Annotated in this window: 13 protein-coding genes, 1 tRNA gene and 1 riboswitch; of the genes, 10 read left to right on the plus strand and 4 right to left on the minus strand. The window is 68.8% G+C overall.

The genetic code is table 11. From position 1 onward, the window contains the following. The first annotated feature begins 85 nt into the window (after positions 1 to 85). From LQ772_RS01855 to LQ772_RS01875, 5 genes are all read left to right on the plus strand, one after another. Positions 86 to 159, plus strand: a tRNA-Gly gene (locus LQ772_RS01855). Between the two features lie 101 nt (positions 160 to 260). After that, positions 261 to 752, plus strand: coding sequence for an ATP-dependent zinc protease family protein (locus LQ772_RS01860; protein ID WP_231323465.1), 492 nt, complete (start codon positions 261 to 263; stop codon positions 750 to 752). Beyond that, on the plus strand, positions 749 to 1,627 hold the full coding sequence (rimK, locus tag LQ772_RS01865; RefSeq protein WP_231323467.1) for a 30S ribosomal protein S6--L-glutamate ligase: 879 nt from the start codon (positions 749 to 751) through the stop codon (positions 1,625 to 1,627). The genes LQ772_RS01860 and rimK overlap by 4 nt, the downstream gene beginning before the upstream one ends. Before the next feature lie 298 nt (positions 1,628 to 1,925). Beyond that, a complete protein-coding gene (locus LQ772_RS01870) occupies positions 1,926 to 2,612 on the plus strand; it encodes a response regulator transcription factor (protein ID WP_091340102.1) in 687 nt (228 codons plus the stop codon). Continuing rightward, positions 2,596 to 3,885 (plus strand): sensor histidine kinase, encoded by a 1,290-nt coding sequence (locus tag LQ772_RS01875; RefSeq protein WP_231323469.1) that lies wholly within the window; start codon positions 2,596 to 2,598, stop codon positions 3,883 to 3,885. The genes LQ772_RS01870 and LQ772_RS01875 overlap by 17 nt, the downstream gene beginning before the upstream one ends. A gap of 132 nt (positions 3,886 to 4,017) precedes the next feature. Here the strand turns inward: LQ772_RS01875 and LQ772_RS01880 are convergent, their stop codons facing one another. The 3 genes from LQ772_RS01880 to metF form a co-directional block, all read right to left on the minus strand. Then, a complete protein-coding gene (locus tag LQ772_RS01880; RefSeq protein ID WP_231323471.1) occupies positions 4,018 to 4,935 on the minus strand; it encodes a branched-chain amino acid transaminase in 918 nt (305 codons plus the stop codon). A gap of 61 nt (positions 4,936 to 4,996) precedes the next feature. Next, entirely contained in the window at positions 4,997 to 5,494 is a 498-nt protein-coding gene (locus tag LQ772_RS01885; RefSeq protein WP_231323473.1) for a DUF4124 domain-containing protein, read from the minus strand. 37 nt (positions 5,495 to 5,531) lie between these two features. Beyond that, the gene (metF, locus tag LQ772_RS01890) at positions 5,532 to 6,356 is read right to left on the minus strand and encodes a methylenetetrahydrofolate reductase [NAD(P)H] (RefSeq protein WP_231323475.1); all 825 of its coding nucleotides are present in this window, start codon (positions 6,354 to 6,356) and stop codon (positions 5,532 to 5,534) included. 257 nt (positions 6,357 to 6,613) lie between these two features. On the opposite strand from metF, the gene LQ772_RS01895 reads away from it, so the two are divergent. Next, positions 6,614 to 8,206, plus strand: a complete 1,593-nt coding sequence (locus LQ772_RS01895) for a sensor histidine kinase (protein ID WP_231323477.1) — start codon at positions 6,614 to 6,616, stop codon at positions 8,204 to 8,206. A 267-nt stretch (positions 8,207 to 8,473) separates the two neighbouring features. Here the strand turns inward: LQ772_RS01895 and ahcY are convergent, their stop codons facing one another. Then, the gene (gene ahcY / locus LQ772_RS01900; protein ID WP_231323478.1) at positions 8,474 to 9,913 is read right to left on the minus strand and encodes an adenosylhomocysteinase; all 1,440 of its coding nucleotides are present in this window, start codon (positions 9,911 to 9,913) and stop codon (positions 8,474 to 8,476) included. Positions 9,914 to 9,963: 50 nt separating this feature from the next. Next, a riboswitch (S-adenosyl-L-homocysteine riboswitch) is annotated at positions 9,964 to 10,038 on the minus strand. A gap of 151 nt (positions 10,039 to 10,189) precedes the next feature. Here ahcY and ppc point away from each other — a divergent pair. The 4 genes from ppc to LQ772_RS01920 all read left to right on the plus strand — a co-directional run bounded on the left by ppc (position 10,190) and on the right by LQ772_RS01920 (position 17,775). Further along, positions 10,190 to 12,928 (plus strand): phosphoenolpyruvate carboxylase, encoded by a 2,739-nt coding sequence (gene ppc, locus LQ772_RS01905; protein ID WP_231323480.1) that lies wholly within the window; start codon positions 10,190 to 10,192, stop codon positions 12,926 to 12,928. Between the two features lie 236 nt (positions 12,929 to 13,164). Further along, the gene (locus LQ772_RS01910; protein WP_231323482.1) at positions 13,165 to 14,418 is read left to right on the plus strand and encodes an efflux RND transporter periplasmic adaptor subunit; all 1,254 of its coding nucleotides are present in this window, start codon (positions 13,165 to 13,167) and stop codon (positions 14,416 to 14,418) included. A 112-nt stretch (positions 14,419 to 14,530) separates the two neighbouring features. After that, positions 14,531 to 15,295, plus strand: a complete 765-nt coding sequence (locus LQ772_RS01915) for an ABC transporter ATP-binding protein (RefSeq protein WP_231323484.1) — start codon at positions 14,531 to 14,533, stop codon at positions 15,293 to 15,295. Further along, positions 15,292 to 17,775, plus strand: coding sequence for an ABC transporter permease (locus LQ772_RS01920; protein WP_231323485.1), 2,484 nt, complete (start codon positions 15,292 to 15,294; stop codon positions 17,773 to 17,775). Before LQ772_RS01915 ends, LQ772_RS01920 begins: the two co-directional genes overlap by 4 nt. Positions 17,776 to 17,797 lie beyond the last annotated feature (22 nt).

Consider the following 17,797-nt stretch of genomic DNA (forward strand, 5'->3'; position numbering starts at 1 on the left):
TGCGCCATGCGGGTAGCGCGCCTGCCCCGACGCGTCCGCGCCCGTTCCCCAACTCCCGCCTCCCGGGTTACCATCGGCGGCGAACGCGGGTGTAGCTCAATGGTAGAGCTGTAGCTTCCCAAGCTACTGACGAGGGTTCGATTCCCTTCACCCGCTCCAGCCTGCACGCAGCCCGTCCGCCTGGTCGGGCTGTTTTCACTTCCCCTTGAGGGGACGCGCCGCCACGCTTTCCGGCCTTCCCGACACCCATCCGTGCAGCGATGACAGACGTGATCACCCTCGGTTGGCGGGAACGCCTGGCTCTGCCCCAGTTGGGCATCGACGTGCTCAAGGCCAAGCTCGATACCGGCGCCCGTTCCAGTTCGTTGCACGTGGATACGCTCGAGGCGCACGATCGCGGCGGCGCCACCTGGTTGCGGTTCTCGCTCACCCTCGGGCGGCGTCATCCGCGCGTCGTGCAGTGCGAGGCCCAGGCGCTGGGCCGGCGCGTCGTGACCGACACCGGCGGGCACGGCACCGAGCGCTGGTTCGTGCGCACCGACGTGTCGCTGGCCGGCGCGTGCTACCCGATCGAGGTCAGCCTCACCGACCGCCGGCACATGCTGTTCCCGATGTTGCTGGGCCGCAGTGCGTTGCTCGGGCGCTTTGCGGTCGATCCCTCGCTTTCCTATACCCAGCCGCGCCCGCAACCGGCCTTCGCCGAAGCGGTGGCGCGGGTCGCCCACGAACGTCACCACGGTCAGCTTCCATGAAGATCGCGATCCTCTCGCGCAATACGCGGCTGTATTCGACCCGCCGGCTGGTCGAGGCCGCGCGCGAACGCAACCACGTGGTGCGCGTACTCGACCCGCTGCGCTGCTACGTGCGCATCGCGCCGAACAACGTGTCCATCCGCTACAAGGGCAAGGCGTTGCGGGACATCGATGCGGTGATCCCGCGCATCGGCACCACCACCACCTTCTACGGCACGGCGGTACTGCGCCAGCTGGAGATGATGGGCGTGTACACGCCCAATTCCTCCGACGCGGTGCTGCGCGCGCGCGACAAGCTGCGCGCCCTGCAGATCCTCGCCTCGCACGGGCTGGACATGCCGGTGACCGTGTTCGGCGACAACCCCGACGACACCAACGACGTGCTGGCGATGCTCGGCGAGCCGCCGCACGTCATCAAGCTCAACGAGGGCAGCCAGGGCACCGGCGTGGTGCTGGCCGAGAAGCGCAGCGCCTCGCAGAGCGTGATCGAGGCCTTCCGCGGCCTGTACGCCAACTTCCTGGTGCAGGAGTTCATCGCAGAGGCCAAGGGCAGCGACCTGCGCTGCTTCGTGGTCGGCAAGAAGGTGATCGCCGCGATGCAGCGCGAGGCAAGCCCTGGCGACTTCCGCGCCAACCTGCATCGGGGCGGCAGTGCGGTGAAGGCCACCCTGAGCGCGGAGGAAAAGCGCATCGCCATCCGCGCCGCCGGCGCGCTGGGCCTGGGAATCGCCGGCGTGGACCTGCTGCGTTCGGATCGCGGCCCGCTGCTGCTGGAGGTCAATGCCTCGCCCGGGCTGGAAGGGATCGAGACGGCCACCGGGGTGGATGTCTCCGGCCACATCATCCGCCACCTGGAAGAGCAGGCGGGCGGCTGAGCTTTCCTTCACGCGAACTGCACTAGAACGGGCGTGCAGACACGTCCGTTAACGGCCGTGTGAGACGCGGTTAACCGCACCGTAACCGCCCGGGCCCTATAAAGGCTCCACTGCAATGTGCTGGCGGCGACCGCCTGGTCGAAGCCGGCAGATTCGGTATCGGGGCAGTAAGCTTGGGCCCAGGTGCGGCGACGATGAGTCGGGCATCTGGGCCTTTTTATTGGCCGCGGCTCGGAAAGAGCCGGCTACCCGTAAGGCAAGCTTGTTAAGCTTGCTCCCTTGGCCTCTGGAGTGGCGCATGCGTGTCCTTGTGATCGAAGACAACAGCGATATCGCGACGAATATCGGTGATTACCTCGAGGATCGCGGCCACGTGGTCGATTTCGCCGGCGACGGCGTGACCGGCCTGCACCTGGCCGTGGTGCACGACTTCGACGTGATCGTGCTCGACCTCACGCTGCCGGGCATGGACGGCCTGGACGTGGCCCGCAAGCTGCGCCACGAGGCGCACAAGCAGACGCCCGTCCTGATGCTGACCGCGCGCGACGCGCTGGAGCAGAAGCTCACCGGCTTCGAGTCCGGCGCCGACGACTACATGACCAAGCCGTTCGCGCTGCAGGAATTGGCCGCGCGGCTGGAAGTGCTGGCGCGCCGCGGCAAGGGTCCGCAGAGCCGCGTGCTGAAGGTCGCCGACCTCACCTACAACCTGGACACCCTCACCGTCAGCCGCGACGGCAAGTCGATCCAGTTGAATCCGATCGGCCTGAAACTCCTGCAGGCGCTGATGGAAGCCAGTCCGTCGGTAGTCACCCGCCAGGACCTGGAACAGCGCGTGTGGGGTGAGGAGTTGCCCGACAGCGACTCCCTGCGCGTGCACATCCATGGCCTGCGCGCGGCAATCGACAAGCCGTTCGACAAGCCGCTGATCCACACGCGCCACGGCATCGGTTACCGCATGGTCGAGCCGGATGCTGTCCAGGCGTAAGCTGCGTTTCCGCCTGATCGTCTCCTTCGCGCTGTTCGGCTTCGGCCTCAGCGCGTTGTTTGCGTTTTCGGCCCTGAACATCCGCGCGCGCGTCGAAGACCAGCTCGTTACCGCCACGCTGCTCGACGAGGTGGACAACCTCAACCGGCAGGTGCACGAGCATCCGGATCGCCAGCCGAAGTTCGGCATCGTCGAAGCGTGGACATGGAGCGATCGGACGATCTACAAGGCGCCGCTCGAGTGGCAGCATCTCGAGAACGGCGTCCACGACGTCAGCGATACCGGCGCGGACGGCAAGACCCACCATTACAAGCTCGCGGTCGAGCACAAGAACGGCATCTACAGCTTCCTGCGCTACGACATCTCGCGCGACGAACTGGGCAAGCAGCAACTGCTGATCAGCGTGATCGGCGCGGTCTTCCTGTTCGGCCTGCTCTCGCTGGTGCTGGGTCTGTGGCTGTCGCGCAAGGTACTCAAGCCGGTCAGCGAGCTGGCCACGCGATTGCGCGATTTCCGCAAGGCGGGCAAGGCCGATCCGCTGGCGCCGCATTTTGCCGATGACGAAGTCGGCGAACTCGCACTGGCGCTGGACGAGTACGCGGCGCGGCTGACCGCGATGGTCGAGCGCGACCGCGAGTTCAATTCCGACGTCAGCCATGAGCTGCGCACGCCGTTGGCGGTGATCGCCAGCACCACCGAGCTGCTGCAGGGTTCGCCCGACCTCACCGACAAGCTGCGCGAACGGTTGAAGCGCATCGAGCGCGCCTCGCGCCAGGCCACCGAGCTGATCGAGGCGCTGCTGCTGCTCTCTCGCGCTGAGCGGCGTGGTCCCACGCGCGGTGAAACCACGGAGGTGGCCAGGGTGGCCGCCGATGTGATCGAGAGCCAGCGTCCGCAGATGCGCGACAAGCCGTTGGGCATCGAGCTGGCCGTGCGCGAGCCGGTGAGCGTGAATGCGCCGGCTTCGGTGTTGTCGGTCGCACTTACCAATCTGATCGGCAACGCCATCAAGTACACGCTGGAAGGCCAGGTGCGGGTCGAAGTAGGCGCCGGCCGCATCGAGGTGATCGACACCGGCCCGGGCATCAAGCCGGAGGATGCCGAGCGCCTGTTCCAGCGCGGCGTGCGTGGCGAGGGCGCTGGTGGCAGCGGCGCGGGGCTGGGCCTGGCGATCGTGCGCCGGCTGTGCGACCTGTACGGCTGGCAGGTATCGATGCGTCCACGCAGCGACGCCAACGGCGCCATCGCCAGCCTGGTGTTCGAGCCGGCCTGACCTGCGCGCTCTCCCCTCGTGGGAGAGCCGGGAGTGAGGGCCGGGGCTCGCGGCAAGCCTGCTCATGAAAAGAAAAGGCCGCATCTCTGCGGCCCTTCGTTTTTGCGCCCAGCCTGCGAATCGCGGTGTCGGTCAGACCGGCTCCAGCCAGCCCCACTGGTCATTGGTACGACCATCGAACAGGCCGAAATACAGCTCCTGCAACCGGCGTGTCACGCGCCCGGCGGTGCCGTTGCCGACCTGCTTGCCGTCGATCGAGCGGATCGGGGTGACCTCCGCGGCGGTGCCGCACATCAGCACTTCGTCGGCCAGGTACAGGTACTCGCGCGGCAGGTCGCGCTCGACCACTTCGATGCCGTCCTCGTGCGCCAGCGCCTTGAGCGTGTCGCGCGTGATGCCGGTAAGGATCGAGGCGCTGGCCGGCGTGGTGTGCAGCACACCGTCGAACACCAAAAACAGGTTCTCGCCCGCGCCTTCGCTGAGCAGACCGGTGTTGGCCAGCGCGATGCCTTCGCCGAAGCCCAGGCGGCGCGCCTCGCGGGCGATCAGCTGGCCGGAGAGGTAATTGCCGCCGGCCTTGGCGCCGGCCGGAATGGTGTTGGGCGCGAACCGCTGCCAGCTGGACACGCAGGCGGTGATGCCCTGTTCCAGCGCCTCCGGGCCGAGGTACGGGCCCATCGGCCACGCCGCCACCGCCACGTCGATCGGCGTCTCGGCCGAGAGGCCGAAGCCGCCCAGGCCGCGGTACGCCACCGGGCGCAGGTAGGCGGCGGTCAGGCCGTTCTTCTTGATCACGTCGCGGCAGGCCGTGGCCAGCTCGTCCTGCGAGTAGGGCAGCACCATGTCGTAGATGCGCGCGGACTGATAGAGGCGCTTCAAATGGTCGGTCAGGCGGAAGATCGCCGCGCCATCGGGCGTGGCGTAGCTGCGGATGCCTTCGAACACGGAAGACCCGTAATGCAGCGCATGCGACATCACGTGGGTAGTGGCCTCGCGCCACGGCTTGATCGTGCCGTTCTGCCAGATCCACTCGGGGTATTGCTGCGCCATGACGGTTCTCCTTGCAGGGGACCGCCCATCATAACCGCTGGGCACCATCGCCCGCGCGTGCCTACTCCTGGCGCAACCACAGGCAGCCCGCGCGGGGCTCGATGGCAAAATGCGTTTCGCCGCTTTCCGTGCTGCCCTCGTCGGGCACCGTGCTCACCACCAGTTCCGAACCGCTTCCGTCGGGCGGCAGATCGATGCCGACCAACGGCCGTCGCATGAGTGCAGCCAGTGCGCCGATGTCGTTCACCACGGCATGTTCGCCATAACCACCCCAGAGCATGAGTCCGGCCAGGCGGTTGGCATCGGCGTTGGCGAACGCATCGATCACCGCGCCGCGCAACTGGTCCACATCGGCGGCGCAGGTGACCGCGGGCGGGCGCAGCGAAGGTGCCTCCGCGGCAGCCGACGAGGCCGGCGCGGGCGTGGCCTGTAGAGCGGCGCAGGGCTGGTCGGTGAAGACCGGATGCCCATCGGCGGCGATGCAATGGTAGATCGGCGACTGTGCGCGGGCGGGCAGGGCGGCCAGAACCAGCAAGAGCAACAGGGCGAGGCGCAGCATGGACATCGCCCGAGCATAGCCGCCCGGCATGGACGCTTCAGTGCAGTTGGGCAAGAACCGCCTGCGTCGCCTTGGCCCGGTTCAGCGTGTAGAAGTGCAGCCCCGGCGCGCCACCGTCGAGCAGGCGCCGGCACAGCTGCGCCACCACCTCGGCGCCGAGCGTGCGGATCGATTCGGCGTCGTCGCCGTGGGCCTGCATGCGCTTGACGATCCAGCGCGGGATCTCCGCGCCGCAGGCATCGGAAAAGCGCTTGAGCTGGCTGAAGTTGGTGATCGGCATGATGCCCGGCACGATCGGCACGCCGACGCCCAGCCGCCGCACGTCGTCGACAAAGCGGAAATACGCATCGGGGTTGAAGAAGTATTGCGTGATGGCGCCGTTCGCGCCGGCGTCGACCTTTGCCTTGAAATGGGCGAGGTCGCGCAGCGCGTCCTCCGCCTGCGGATGGGTTTCCGGATACGCGGCCACCTCGATCTGGAAATGATCGCCCGAGTGCTCGCGGATGAAGGCGACCAGTTCCGCGGCGTAACGGAAGTCTCCCGGCGAGGCCATGCCCGAGGGCAGGTCGCCACGCAGCGCCACGATGCGCCGGTAGCCGGCGGCGCGATAGCCGTCCAGCAACGCGGCGATCTCCGTCTTGGTGCCGCCCATGCACGACAGATGCGGCGCCACCGGCAGGCCGTGCTCCCGATGCAGCCGCGCCACGGTGTCGCCGGTATAGCTCAGCGTCGAACCGCCCGCGCCGAAGGTCACCGAAACGTAGTCGGGTGCGTGTGTCCTCAACATCTGTGCCGCGCGGTCGAGCTGGGCGCGCTGCTCGTCGGTCTTGGGTGGGAAGAATTCGAAACTGATGGCCGGCATCGGTGCATTCCTGCGGTGCGTGGGCGGCATTATACGTTCATCGCGATGAAGCGATAGATGGTTTGGGCCGCTTGCTCCAGAGGCCCGGATGCTAGTCTTTCCCGTCCGGCCTGCTGTCGTCCGCTGCCGGAAGATGCCGCGCGGCGCTTCCCCTGCCATCGCGGCCGGCCGCTGGGTCACTGGAGACGAGTCGAATGACGAGCGCACGCGGCGATCAGTCGCCGATCGCGGCCCCACCACGCGCCGGGCATTTGCCCATGACCACGAGCGCGGACGGCGGCGTGGTACCGCTGGAAGCTATCCTGAGAACCGACGAGCTGTGGCGCCGGCCGAACCGCGCCCCCGACTACGAGAACGAAAACCGCGCGCTCGCCAGGCTCACCCAGGCCCTGGGTGAAGCGCCGCAGTCGATCCTGCAGACGCTCGCGGACACGATGCTGGATGCATTGAACGCCGACTCGGCCGGCATGAGCCTGCTCACCGACGACGGCGACGCCTTCTACTGGGCCGCGATCGCGGGAGGCTGGAGCCCGCACCTGGGAGGCGGCACCCCGCGCGGCTTCGGGCCGTGTGGCGATGTGCTCGACCGCGACGCACCGCTGCTCTTCAGCCGCTGGGAAAAGCGCTATCCCTACCTCGCCGAGGCGGTGCCGCTCGCGGAGGAGGGGCTGCTGGTGCCGTTCCGCGTCGACGGCAAGGCGGTCGGTACGATCTGGGTGATCGCCCACAGCACACATCGCAGGTTCGACGCCGAGGACCTGCGTCAGCTCGAGAGCATGGGCCGCTTCGCCTCGGCCGCCTACCGGACGGTCAAGCTGCTCGATGCGCACGAGGCCGGCCGCGCCGCGCTGCAAAGCCTCCATCGGGCGCGCGAATCGGAGCACCGCTTCCAGCAGCTGCTGCAAGCGCTTCCCGCCGCCATCTACACCACCGACCCGGACGGCAGGATCGACTTCTACAACGAGGCTGCCGTCGACTTCGCCGGACGTCGCCCCGAAAGCGGGAATCACTGGTGCGTCACCTGGCGCCTGCTCAATCCGGATGGGTCGCCGCTGCCGCACGAGGCATGTCCGATGGCGGTCGCGCTGAAGGAAGGCCGGCCGGTCCGCGGCGCCGAAGCGATCGCCGAACGCCCCGATGGCACGCGACGTTGGTTCATGCCCTATCCGACACCCCTGCGGGACCCGTCGGGGAGACTGACGGGGGCGATCAACATGCTGGTGGACATCACCGAGCGGAAGGAGGCCGAGCAGCGGCAGAAGCTGTTGCTGGACGAGCTCAACCACCGCGTGAAGAACACCCTGGCCTCGGTGCAGTCGGTGGTGATACAGGCGGCCAAGAGCGCGCGGAACGTGGAGGAGTTCCGGCATGCCGTGGAAGGCCGGATCCTGGCGATGAGCCGGGCCCACGACCAGCTCAGCCGGCGCAGTTGGGCGGACGCCGAACTCCAAGAGCTGCTGGAGGCCTGCGTCGCGCCTTACCTCAGCAAGGCCAACGTCGTGCTCGAGGGAAGTCACACGATTGTCGCGCCGCGGGTCGGCCTGATGCTCTGCATGGCGATACACGAGCTTGCCACCAATGCTGCCAAGTACGGCGCCCTGTCCACGCCGTCCGGTCGGGTGGACCTGGGCTGGAGCGTCGAACAGGCGGGGGACCTGCACGTGCTCCACCTGCGATGGCTGGAACGGGACGGCCCGCAGGTCATGCCCCCGAAGCGCCAGGGCTTCGGCACGCGCCTGCTGGAGCGCGGCATCCAGGCGGAACTGCACGGGAAGACATCGATCCGCTACCCCACGGCTGGGGTGGAATGCGATATCGAGATCCCGCTCACGGCCGACGAGGCCGGGTAATGCGTGCGCCGAATAGCGCAGCGTGACGAAGCGAGCCGATATCCGGCCACTGATGGGCATGGCGAAGTTCGAGGCGGTGCAGAGGCCGGAAACCCGGGCCATCCGTGAACGCATCCGGGCCAGGCTTGCCGGCGCCCGATCCGTCGCCGCGCGTCCGTTTCCGATGCTCTCGCGTTGAGTGAAGTGTGTTGCGTAGCCGGATCGCGTGGGGGAAAGAAAAAAGGGCCGCATCGCTGCGGCCCTTTCCTCTGCAGAGCGGTGGATCGCTCAATAGCGGTAGTGGTCGGGCTTGTAGGGACCTTCCACCGGCACGCCCAGGTACGCGGCCTGCTCGTTGGTCAGCGTGGTCAGCTTCACGCCGATCTTCTCCAGGTGCAGGCGCGCCACTTCCTCGTCCAGCTTCTTGGGCAGGATGTAGACCTTCGGCCCGTAGAGGTCCTTGTTCGCCCACAGGTCGATCTGTGCCAGCGTCTGGTTCGAGAAGGAGTTGGACATCACGAAGCTCGGATGGCCGGTGGCGCAGCCGAGGTTCACCAGGCGGCCTTCGGCCAGCAGGAAGATCGAATTCCCGCCCTTGAAGGTGTACTTGTCCACCTGCGGCTTGATGTTCAGGCGCTCGGCGCCCGAGGCGTTCAGCGCGTCGACCTGGATTTCGTTGTCGAAGTGGCCGATGTTGCAGACGATCGCCTGGTCCTTCATGCCTTGCATGTGGGCAAGCGTGAGCACGTCCTTGTTGCCCGTGGTGGTGACGTAGATGTCGCCGCGACCCAGGGTCGACTCGACCGTGTTGACCTCGAAACCTTCCATCGCCGCCTGCAGCGCGTTGATCGGGTCGATCTCGGTGACCACCACGCGCGCTCCGTAGGCACGCAGCGAATGCGCGCAACCCTTGCCGACGTCGCCGTAGCCGCACACCACCGCGACCTTGCCGGCCAGCATCACGTCCATCGCGCGCTTCAAGCCATCGGCCAGCGATTCGCGGCAACCGTACAGGTTGTCGAACTTGCTCTTGGTGACCGAGTCGTTGACGTTGATCGCCGGGACGAGCAGCTTGCCTTCCTGCGCCAGCTGGTAGAGGCGGTGCACGCCGGTGGTGGTCTCCTCGGAGACGCCCTTCCAGTCCTTGACCACGGTGTGCCAGTAGCCCGGGCGCTCCTTGTGCACGCGCTTGAGCAGGTTCTTGATGACCTGTTCCTCGTGGCTGCCCGAGGCGGAGTTCACCCAGTCGCTGCCGTTCTCGAGCTCGTAGCCTTTGTGGATCAGCAGCGTGACGTCGCCGCCGTCGTCCACCACCAGCTGGGGGCCCAGAAAGCCGCCCTTGCCGTCGGGGAAGGACAGCGCGTCGAGCGTGCAATCCCAGTATTCCTCCAGCGTCTCGCCCTTCCAGGCGAACACCGGTGTGCCGGAGGCGGCGATCGCCGCGGCGGCGTGGTCCTGCGTCGAGAAGATGTTGCACGAGGCCCAGCGCACGTCGGCGCCGATGTCCTTGAGCGTCTCGATCAGCACCGCGGTCTGGATCGTCATGTGCAGCGAGCCGGTCACGCGCACGCCCTTGAGCGGGGCCTGCGGGGCGTACTTGCGGCGGATCGACATCAGGCCGGGCATTTCGTGCTCGGCGATGTCCAGCTCCTTGCGGCCGAAGTCGGCCAGCGAGATGTCGCGGATCTTGTAGTCGTGGTCGGGGTGGGCCTGGATGGCGGCGTTCATGCTTGTCTCCGGTTCTTTGGGGAACCTTGGCCTGTGCGGGCGAAGGTCCGCATGGGTGAGCGCCGTTGCTGCACATGTCCGCCGAGCCTGGCCGTCCCACGACGGTCGCAGCGCCCCTCGGTGGGCACGAAAGGCGCTCATTATACCGTCCGTGCGATTTCTCTGTAGGAGCGCCCGTGGGCGCGACCGGCACCGCCCCGGGTCGCGCCCGCGGACGCTCCCACAAGGTGTTGGCGGCCGATTGGCTAGTCTTGGGCAAACTCACCGGGAGCCGCCATGGAAGCAAGCCGCGACACCGACTACCTGCCCCACGACGGCCCCCTGCGCGAGGACGTCGGCCGGCTCGGCCAACTGGTCGGCCAGATGCTTGCCGAGCAGGGTGGCGAGCGCTTCTTCGAGCGGGTGGAAGCGGTGCGCCAGGCGGCCATCCACCGCCGCCGCGAGGGCGATCCGGTGGCCACGCTGGCGCGCTCGCTCGATGGTCTGGACGCGGACCAGGCCGAAGCGCTGGCGCGCGCCTTCGCCACCTACTTCCAGGCCGTCAACATCGCCGAGCGCGTGCACCGCATCCGCCGCCGCCGCGACTACCAGCGCGAGGGCGGCCCGGCGCAGCCCGAATCCCTGCTGGACGTGCTGGGTCGGCTCAAGCGCGAAGGCGTGGGCGCGGACGAATTGCTGGGCTGGCTGGCGCGGTTGTGGATCGAGCCGGTATTCACCGCGCACCCCACCGAGGCGATGCGGCGTTCGCTGCTGGAAAAGGAGCAGGCGATCGTGCGCGCGCTGGTCGACGGATTCGACCCGGGCCGCACGCCGCAGGAATGCGCCGAGGACCAGGACCGCATCTACATGGCGTTGTCCACCGGTTGGCAGACCGCCGAGGCCTCGCCGGTGCGTCCCACCGTGCAGGACGAACACGATCACGTGGGCTTCTACCTCTCCAACCCGATCTATCGCATCGTTCCGGCGCTGTACGAATCGCTGGCGGCCGCCCTGCAGGAAGTCTATGGCGTGACCATGCCGCTGCCGCGACTGCTCGGCTTCGCCAGCTGGGTCGGCGGCGACATGGACGGCAATCCGAACGTCGGCGCGGAAACCATCGCCGCCGCATTGGCGACCCAGCGCGCCCACGTGCTGGAGCGCTACGTCGCCGACGTCGCGAGCCTCGCGCGACTGCTCAGCCAGACCCGCGGGCGGGTAGCGGTCGACCCCGCACTTGCCGCACGCCTGGACGACTACCGTGAGCGCTTTCCGCAGGCCGCCGCACGCATCCGACCGCGCCATGCCGACATGCCCTACCGCTGCCTGCTCACGCTGATCGGCGCCCGACTGGAAGCGACCGGGGACAACGGCGCGGAGGGTTATGCGTCCGCGGCCGAATTGCTGGACGACCTGCAATTGATCGACGACAGCCTGCTAGGCCACTGCGGCCTGCACGCCGGCGCCTATGCCGTGCGCCGGGTGATCTGGCGCGTGCGTACCTTCGGTTTCCACCTCGCGCGGCTCGATGTACGGCAGGACTCGCGCGTACACGACGACGCACTGGCCGCGTTGCTCGACGATGCCGACTGGGCGAGCCGGCCGGCGGCTGATCGAGCGCGTGAACTGCGCGCCCATGCTGCCGGACAGGAGCGCTTCGCCATCAGCCATGCCGAGGCGGTGACCGCGCTGTACGACGTGTTCGCCACGCTGGGCGACGCCCGCCGCCGTTACGGCAGCGAGGCGATCGGGCTGTACATCATCAGCATGGCCCACTCGGCGGCCGATGTCCTGGCGGTGCTCGCGCTGGCGCGCTACGGCGGCCTGATCGAACCTGCCCGCGCGCAGTCCGTGTCCAGCGGGCAAAACGATACGGCGGTACCGCTGGACATCGCGCCGCTGTTCGAAACCGTCGACGACCTCAAGCACGCCCCCGCCACGCTGCGCGCGCTGCTCGCCGATCCCGTCTACCGCACCCACCTGCGCGCGCGCGGCGATCGCCAGTGGGTCATGCTCGGCTATTCCGACAGCGGCAAGGATGGCGGCACGCTCGCCTCGCGCTGGGCCCTGCAACGCGCGCAGGCCGAGTTGCTCGGCGTGGCGAAGGAAGCCGGCATCCACCTGGCTTTCTTCCACGGTCGCGGCGGCTCGGCCAGCCGCGGCGGCTCGCGCATCGCGCCCGCGCTGATGTCCTCGCCGCGCGGCTCGGTCGCCGGCGTGCTGCGGGTGACCGAGCAGGGCGAGGTGATCCATCGCAAGTACGGTATCCGCGCGCTGGCGCTGCGCAACCTGGAGCAGACCGTCAGCGCCGTGTTGCGGGCCTCGTTGCGCCCGCGCGCGCAGGAGCCGCGCGAAGCGCAGTGGCGCGATCAGATGGAAGCCCTCGCCGCGCACAGCCGCCAGCACTACCGCGCGCTCGTCGAGCGCGAGGGCTTCGTCGACTACTTCCGCACCGCCACGCCGATCGACGTGGTCGAGCGCATGACCCTGGGCTCGCGTCCGGCCAGCCGCCGCAGCATGCGCGGCGTGCAGGACCTGCGCGCGATCCCCTGGGTGTTCGCCTGGACCCAGTGCCGCTCGATCATCACCGGCTGGTACGGGTTGGGCACCGCGCTGGAGCAGGGTGCGGACGCGTTTGGCGAAGAGGCCCTGGCCCAGATGGCGCGCGACTGGCCGTTCTTTGCCAACGCGCTGGACGACGTGGCGATGGTGCTGGCCAAGTGCGATCTCGACATCGCCGAGGCGTTCTCGCGCCTGGCCGGCGACCTGCACGCGCCGTTCTTCGCGATGATCGGCGAGGAATTCGAGCGCACCCGTCGCTGGCTCCTCAAGCTCAAGGGCGGCGATGGGTTGCTGTCCGACAACCCGCGCCTGGCGGTCTCGATTCGCCTGCGCAACCCTTACGTCGATCCCATGAGCCTGCTCACCGTCGACCTGCTCGCGCGCTGGCGTAACGGCGGCAGCGAGGACGAGGCGCTGCTGCGTGCGCTGGTCGCCTGCGTCAACGGCGTCTCGCAGGGGTTGCAGAACACCGGCTGATTCCAAGCTTCGGGGGCAGGGCCGGCGGACCCCGGCGGCAGTCCAGCCGGCGGCGGAGACGCGGGATTCGCCGCGCCCGGCATCGGCAGGGCAAGTCACCAGCGCCAGGGACCCGCGCCGTGTCCGCCAGCGGATGGCGCGATCCGGAAACGGACGACGCGGCGTGCACCCGCGGGGGAAAAAGCCCGGCCGGCCTCTCTTGCGCGCGTTGGCACGCTGCTTGCCACGGTGCCTGCATGGACATCGCCAACACCGCCCTGAAACTCCGCAAACGTCGCCGCCTGCGTTGGGGCATGTCCGCGGGAGTGCTTGCGGCCGCGGCCCTTGCCATCGTGATCGCGCGCCTGGGGCCGGCCTTGCCGATGGCCGATCGCTCCAGCCTGTGGATCGATGCCGTGCAACAGGGCGAGATGCTGCAGGAAGTGCGTGCGACCGGCACGCTGGTGCCGCGCTCCAGCCGTTGGCTGGCGGCGGCCACCGCGGCGCAGGTGCAGGAGATCCTTATCTGGCCCGGTGCCACCGTGGCGCCCGATACCGTGCTGATGCGCCTGGCCAACCCGGAAGTCGAGGACGCGCTGCGCAACGCGCAGGCCCAGGTGGCGGCGGCCGAAGCGGAGGTCGCCGCCAAGCGCGCGGAACTGCATTCGCAGTTGCTGGACGAACGCGCCGCGCTGGCGCAGGCGCAGTCCGACTACGCGCAGGCGCAGGTCCGGGCGCAGGCCGACGCCAAGGCCGTGCAGAAGGACCTGATCCCGCGCGTGCAGTACGAGCAGGGCCTGATCGCGCTGAAGCAATTGAAGTCGCGCATGCAGATCGAGCAGGAACGCGTGGACAGCTTTGCCGGGAGCATGAAGGCGCAGATGGACGCGGCGCAGGCGCACGCGCAACAGCAACGCAGCAACCTGGTGCTGCGCCAGCGCCAGGCCGATGCGCTTGACGTCACCGCCGGCATCGCCGGCGTGCTGCAGGAGGTGGCCGTGCAGGAAGGTGCCCGCGTCGCCGAAGGGGCCAGCCTGGCGCGCGTGGCCCGGCCGGACGTGCTGATCGCGCGACTGCAGGTGCCCGAGGTGCAGGCCAAGGACGTGGCAATGGGCATGCCGGTCGGCGTGGATACGCACAACGGCATCGTGGCCGGTCGCGTGGAACGGATCGATCCGGCCGTGCGCAACGGCAGCGTGCAGATCGACGTGGCGCTGACCGGCAAGCTGCCTGCCGGCGCGCGGCCGGACCTTTCCGTCGACGGTCGCATCCGCATCGCCCAGCTGGATCACGTGTTGTCGGTCGGGCGCCCGGCGCTGGCCAAGCCCGACAGCGACCTGAGCCTTTTCCGTTTCGACCCGGCCGGCGACACTGCCACCCGCGTGCCGGTGCGCGTGGGCGCAGCCTCGGTCGATCGCGTGCAGGTGTTGCGTGGCCTGAAGGCCGGGGACCGGGTCATTCTTTCCGACACCAGCCAGTGGGATGGCTATGACCGCATCCGCATCGAATGAAGTCATGACCCCGAAGGTTGGGCTTGAGCCCACCACACACGCCACCACCCGCGGCAGGGATGGTGGGCTGAAGCCCACCTTACGCGGCGGGACCGCCCTCGCAGGAGAACCGATGAACACGAACGCCAACGTCATCACCCTCGAAAGCATCCGCAAGATCTTCCAGACCGACGAGGTGGAAACCCACGCCCTGTCCGACGTGCACCTGACCGTCGCGCGCGGCGAATACGTCTCGATCTCCGGTCCTTCCGGCTGCGGCAAGACCACGCTCTTGTCGATCCTCGGCCTGCTCGACACCGCCACCGACGGCCGTTTCGTCCTCAACGGGCACGACGTCGCCGCGCTGAACGCGGCCGAGCGCGCGCGCATCCGCAATGCGGAGATCGGCTTCATCTTCCAGGCGTTCAACCTGATCGGCGACCTGTCGGTCTACGAGAACGTCGAGCTGCCACTCACCTACCGCGGCGGCATCGGCGCCAACGAGCGCCGCGCGCGCGTGCAGGAAGCGCTGGAACGCGTGAGCATGGCCCATCGCATGCGCCACTATCCTGCGCAGCTTTCCGGCGGCCAGCAGCAGCGCGTGGCAGTGGCCCGCGCGCTGGTCGGGCGGCCGGCGATCCTGCTCGCCGACGAGCCCACCGGCAATCTCGACTCGCGCAACGGCGAGGCGGTGATGGCGCTGCTGGACGAACTGCACCGCGGCGGCGCCACGATCTGCATGGTCACCCACGATGCCCGCTACGCCGAACTCGCCCAGCGCAAGATCCGCCTGTTCGACGGCCGCGTGGTCGACGAGGAAACCTTCGACCGCCTCCGCCGCGAGGACGAGCAGCGGCTGGATGCGCTGATCGGCCAGCGCATCGAGATCGACGCGTGAACACCTGGCTCGCCGAGATCGGGCAAACCTGGCGCGCGAGCCTGCGGCGGCCCGGCTTCCTGGTGTTGGCCGCGGGCGTGCTGGCATTGGGCGTGGCCGCCAGCACGTCCGTGTTCGTGCTGATCGACGACGTGTTGTTGCGGCCGTTGCCCTATGCCGCGCCCGAACGCCTGGTGGTCCTGGGTCCGGTGAGCGACGGCGAACTTCAGGGCGTCATGTCGCCGCAGCAGTACCAGCACGTGCAGTCCATCGACGGCGTCGAATCCATCGGTCTGATCAAGGGTGACCTGAAGGCGGTGAACGTGGCCGGCGATGGCGAACCCGAGCAGATCGACGCGTTCCTGGCCGACCGCAGCCTCTTGCCCACGCTCGGCGTGCGGATGCGGCTGGGGCGTGGCTTCTCGGTGCAGGAAGACAGCCCGGGCGGTCCCCGGGCCGCGATCCTCGCCGAGGGGTTCTGGCGCCGCCGTTACGGCGGACAGGCCGTGCTAGGCCGCACCCTGCAGGTAGAGGGGGTCGCGCGCACCATCGTGGGCGTGTTGCCGGCCAGCTTCGACCAGTTCGGCGCGGGCGACATCATGCTGCCGTTGGCGTTGCCACCCCACACCTACGACGACGGCGCCGATTTCCTCGCCATCGCACGGATCGCGCCTGCCCGTTCCATCGCCGCGGTGAACGCGCAGGTGGACGCGGCCATCCGCGCCATGTTCGCCGACATGCCGGGCGTGCAACGGGACTACCTGGAAAAGGTGCACATCGGCAGCGTGCCGCTGGCGGCCATGCTGCATCAACAGCAGCGCCCGGCGATGCGGCTGTTCCTGGCAGGCGCCCTGTGCGTGCTGCTGATCGCGCTGGTCAACCTGGGCAACCTGATGCTGTTGCGCACCCTGTCGCGCCGCCACGATGCGATCGTGCGCCATGCGCTCGGCGCGCCGACCTGGCGCCTGGCATTGCCGGCCTGTGCCGAGGGCGTGCTGGTAGGCGCCATTGGCGCCATCGCGGGCCTCGGGCTCGCTGCGATCGGACTCGCCTTGCTCGGCGGTTACGTTCCGGCCGAGTGGACGCATGGCCAGTCGCTGCACATCTCGGGCGGGGCAGCCTTGCTGGCGCTGTCCATTGCCGTGCCGGGCGCGCTGGCCGCCGCGTCGTTCGGCGCTTGGCGTGGGGTGGCCACGGGCTCGGTGCGGGAGGCGCTCCACGAAGGGGGCCGCAGCCAGGGCAGCCACAGCGGACGCGTGGGCCGGGCGCTGGTGATCGCGCAGATGGCGCTGGCGACGTGCCTGATGTGCGGCGCCGGCCTGTTCCTGCATGCGCTTTACGACGCGGCGCGCACGCCGCTGGGATTTGCCAGCGACCACGTCCTCACCTTTGACCTCGCGCCCCTGCGCGCCAATCATCCTGATGGTGCTTCCACGCAGGACCTGGTGCAGGGACTGATGACCCGCCTTCGGGCGGTACCGGGCGTCGAAGGCGTCGCCGTCACCAATGGGCTGCCCGCGGGCACGTTCGAGCAGCAGTTCAGCATGGGCGGCATCCACCCGCCCGGCGGCGAGTACATTCGCCCGAGCCCGCAGATACGCGGAATCAGCGACGACTTCTTCTCGGTGTTCCGCATCCCCGTGCGCGAAGGGCGTGCCTTCCAGGCGACGGACGTAGCCGGCGGCGAACCGGTCGCCATCGTGAACCGGACGCTGGCCGAACAGCAGTACGGTGGCCACGCCGTGGGCAAGGAGATCGTCGTCAACGACTACAGCGGTTACGCCGCCGGCAAGGCCCTGGCCGATGACCCGGACATGCGTCCGGTCACGGCGCGCATCGTCGGCGTGGTAGGCGACACGCGGCAGTTCGGCCCGCTGGACGGGTACAAGCGCGGGTTCGTCTATCTGCCTCTGGCGCAGGTGCCTGAACATATCCTGCGGGTGTTTCGTTCCTACCAGCCGTTGCGCTTCGCGTTGCACGTGCAGGGTGATCCCAACGAGTTCCGTCGTGCCGCCCGTGCCGCCGTCGCGTCCGTCGCGCCGGAGCAGCCGATCGCCAACCTGTCGACCATGGACGACGTCGTGCACGCCACCACCGGCGACACGCGCCGCGACCTGTTCCTGATCGGCCTGTTCGCGCTGCTGGCGCTGGCGCTCGCCGCGACCGGCATGTACGCGGTCATGACGGTCGCCGTGACCGCGCGCCAGCGCGAGTTCGGCGTGCGCATGGCGCTGGGTGCGCCGCCCGCGGGCATGGTCCGGTTGGTGCTGCGTGGAGGCATCGGGCAGATCGCGATCGGCATGCTGCTCGGCGTGGGCATGACGCTCGCCCTGTCGCGGGTGCTCGGCGCGGTGCTCGAGGAGATCGGGCGTACCGTCCTCGATCCGCTCGCGCTGGCGGGCGTGTGCGCGGTGCTGGCCCTGGCCGGCCTGTTCGCCTGCCTGCTGCCCGCGTTGCGCGCTGCGCGCGTGCCGCCGATGCATGCGTTGCGCGGCGAGTAGGAATGGAGCCGCGATGAGACAC

It is taken from the genome of Frateuria edaphi (assembly GCF_021117405.1).
Lineage (GTDB): Bacteria > Pseudomonadota > Gammaproteobacteria > Xanthomonadales > Rhodanobacteraceae > Frateuria_A > Frateuria_A edaphi.

Excerpts from the sequence above, each read along its gene's own strand:
- LQ772_RS01880 (WP_231323471.1), bottom strand. The coding sequence starts at position 4,935 with ATGGCGCAGCAATACCCCGAGTGGATCTGGCAGAACGGCACGATCAAG.
- LQ772_RS01895 (WP_231323477.1), top strand. The coding sequence starts at position 6,614 with ATGACCACGAGCGCGGACGGCGGCGTGGTACCGCTGGAAGCTATCCTG.
- metF (WP_231323475.1), bottom strand. The coding sequence starts at position 6,356 with ATGCCGGCCATCAGTTTCGAATTCTTCCCACCCAAGACCGACGAGCAG.
- LQ772_RS01915 (WP_231323484.1), top strand. The coding sequence starts at position 14,531 with ATGAACACGAACGCCAACGTCATCACCCTCGAAAGCATCCGCAAGATC.
- LQ772_RS01870 (WP_091340102.1), top strand. The coding sequence starts at position 1,926 with ATGCGTGTCCTTGTGATCGAAGACAACAGCGATATCGCGACGAATATC.
- ahcY (WP_231323478.1), bottom strand. The coding sequence starts at position 9,913 with ATGAACGCCGCCATCCAGGCCCACCCCGACCACGACTACAAGATCCGC.
- ppc (WP_231323480.1), top strand. The coding sequence starts at position 10,190 with ATGGAAGCAAGCCGCGACACCGACTACCTGCCCCACGACGGCCCCCTG.
- LQ772_RS01910 (WP_231323482.1), top strand. The coding sequence starts at position 13,165 with ATGGACATCGCCAACACCGCCCTGAAACTCCGCAAACGTCGCCGCCTG.
- LQ772_RS01885 (WP_231323473.1), bottom strand. The coding sequence starts at position 5,494 with ATGCTGCGCCTCGCCCTGTTGCTCTTGCTGGTTCTGGCCGCCCTGCCC.
- LQ772_RS01860 (WP_231323465.1), top strand. The coding sequence starts at position 261 with ATGACAGACGTGATCACCCTCGGTTGGCGGGAACGCCTGGCTCTGCCC.
- rimK (WP_231323467.1), top strand. The coding sequence starts at position 749 with ATGAAGATCGCGATCCTCTCGCGCAATACGCGGCTGTATTCGACCCGC.
- LQ772_RS01875 (WP_231323469.1), top strand. The coding sequence starts at position 2,596 with ATGCTGTCCAGGCGTAAGCTGCGTTTCCGCCTGATCGTCTCCTTCGCG.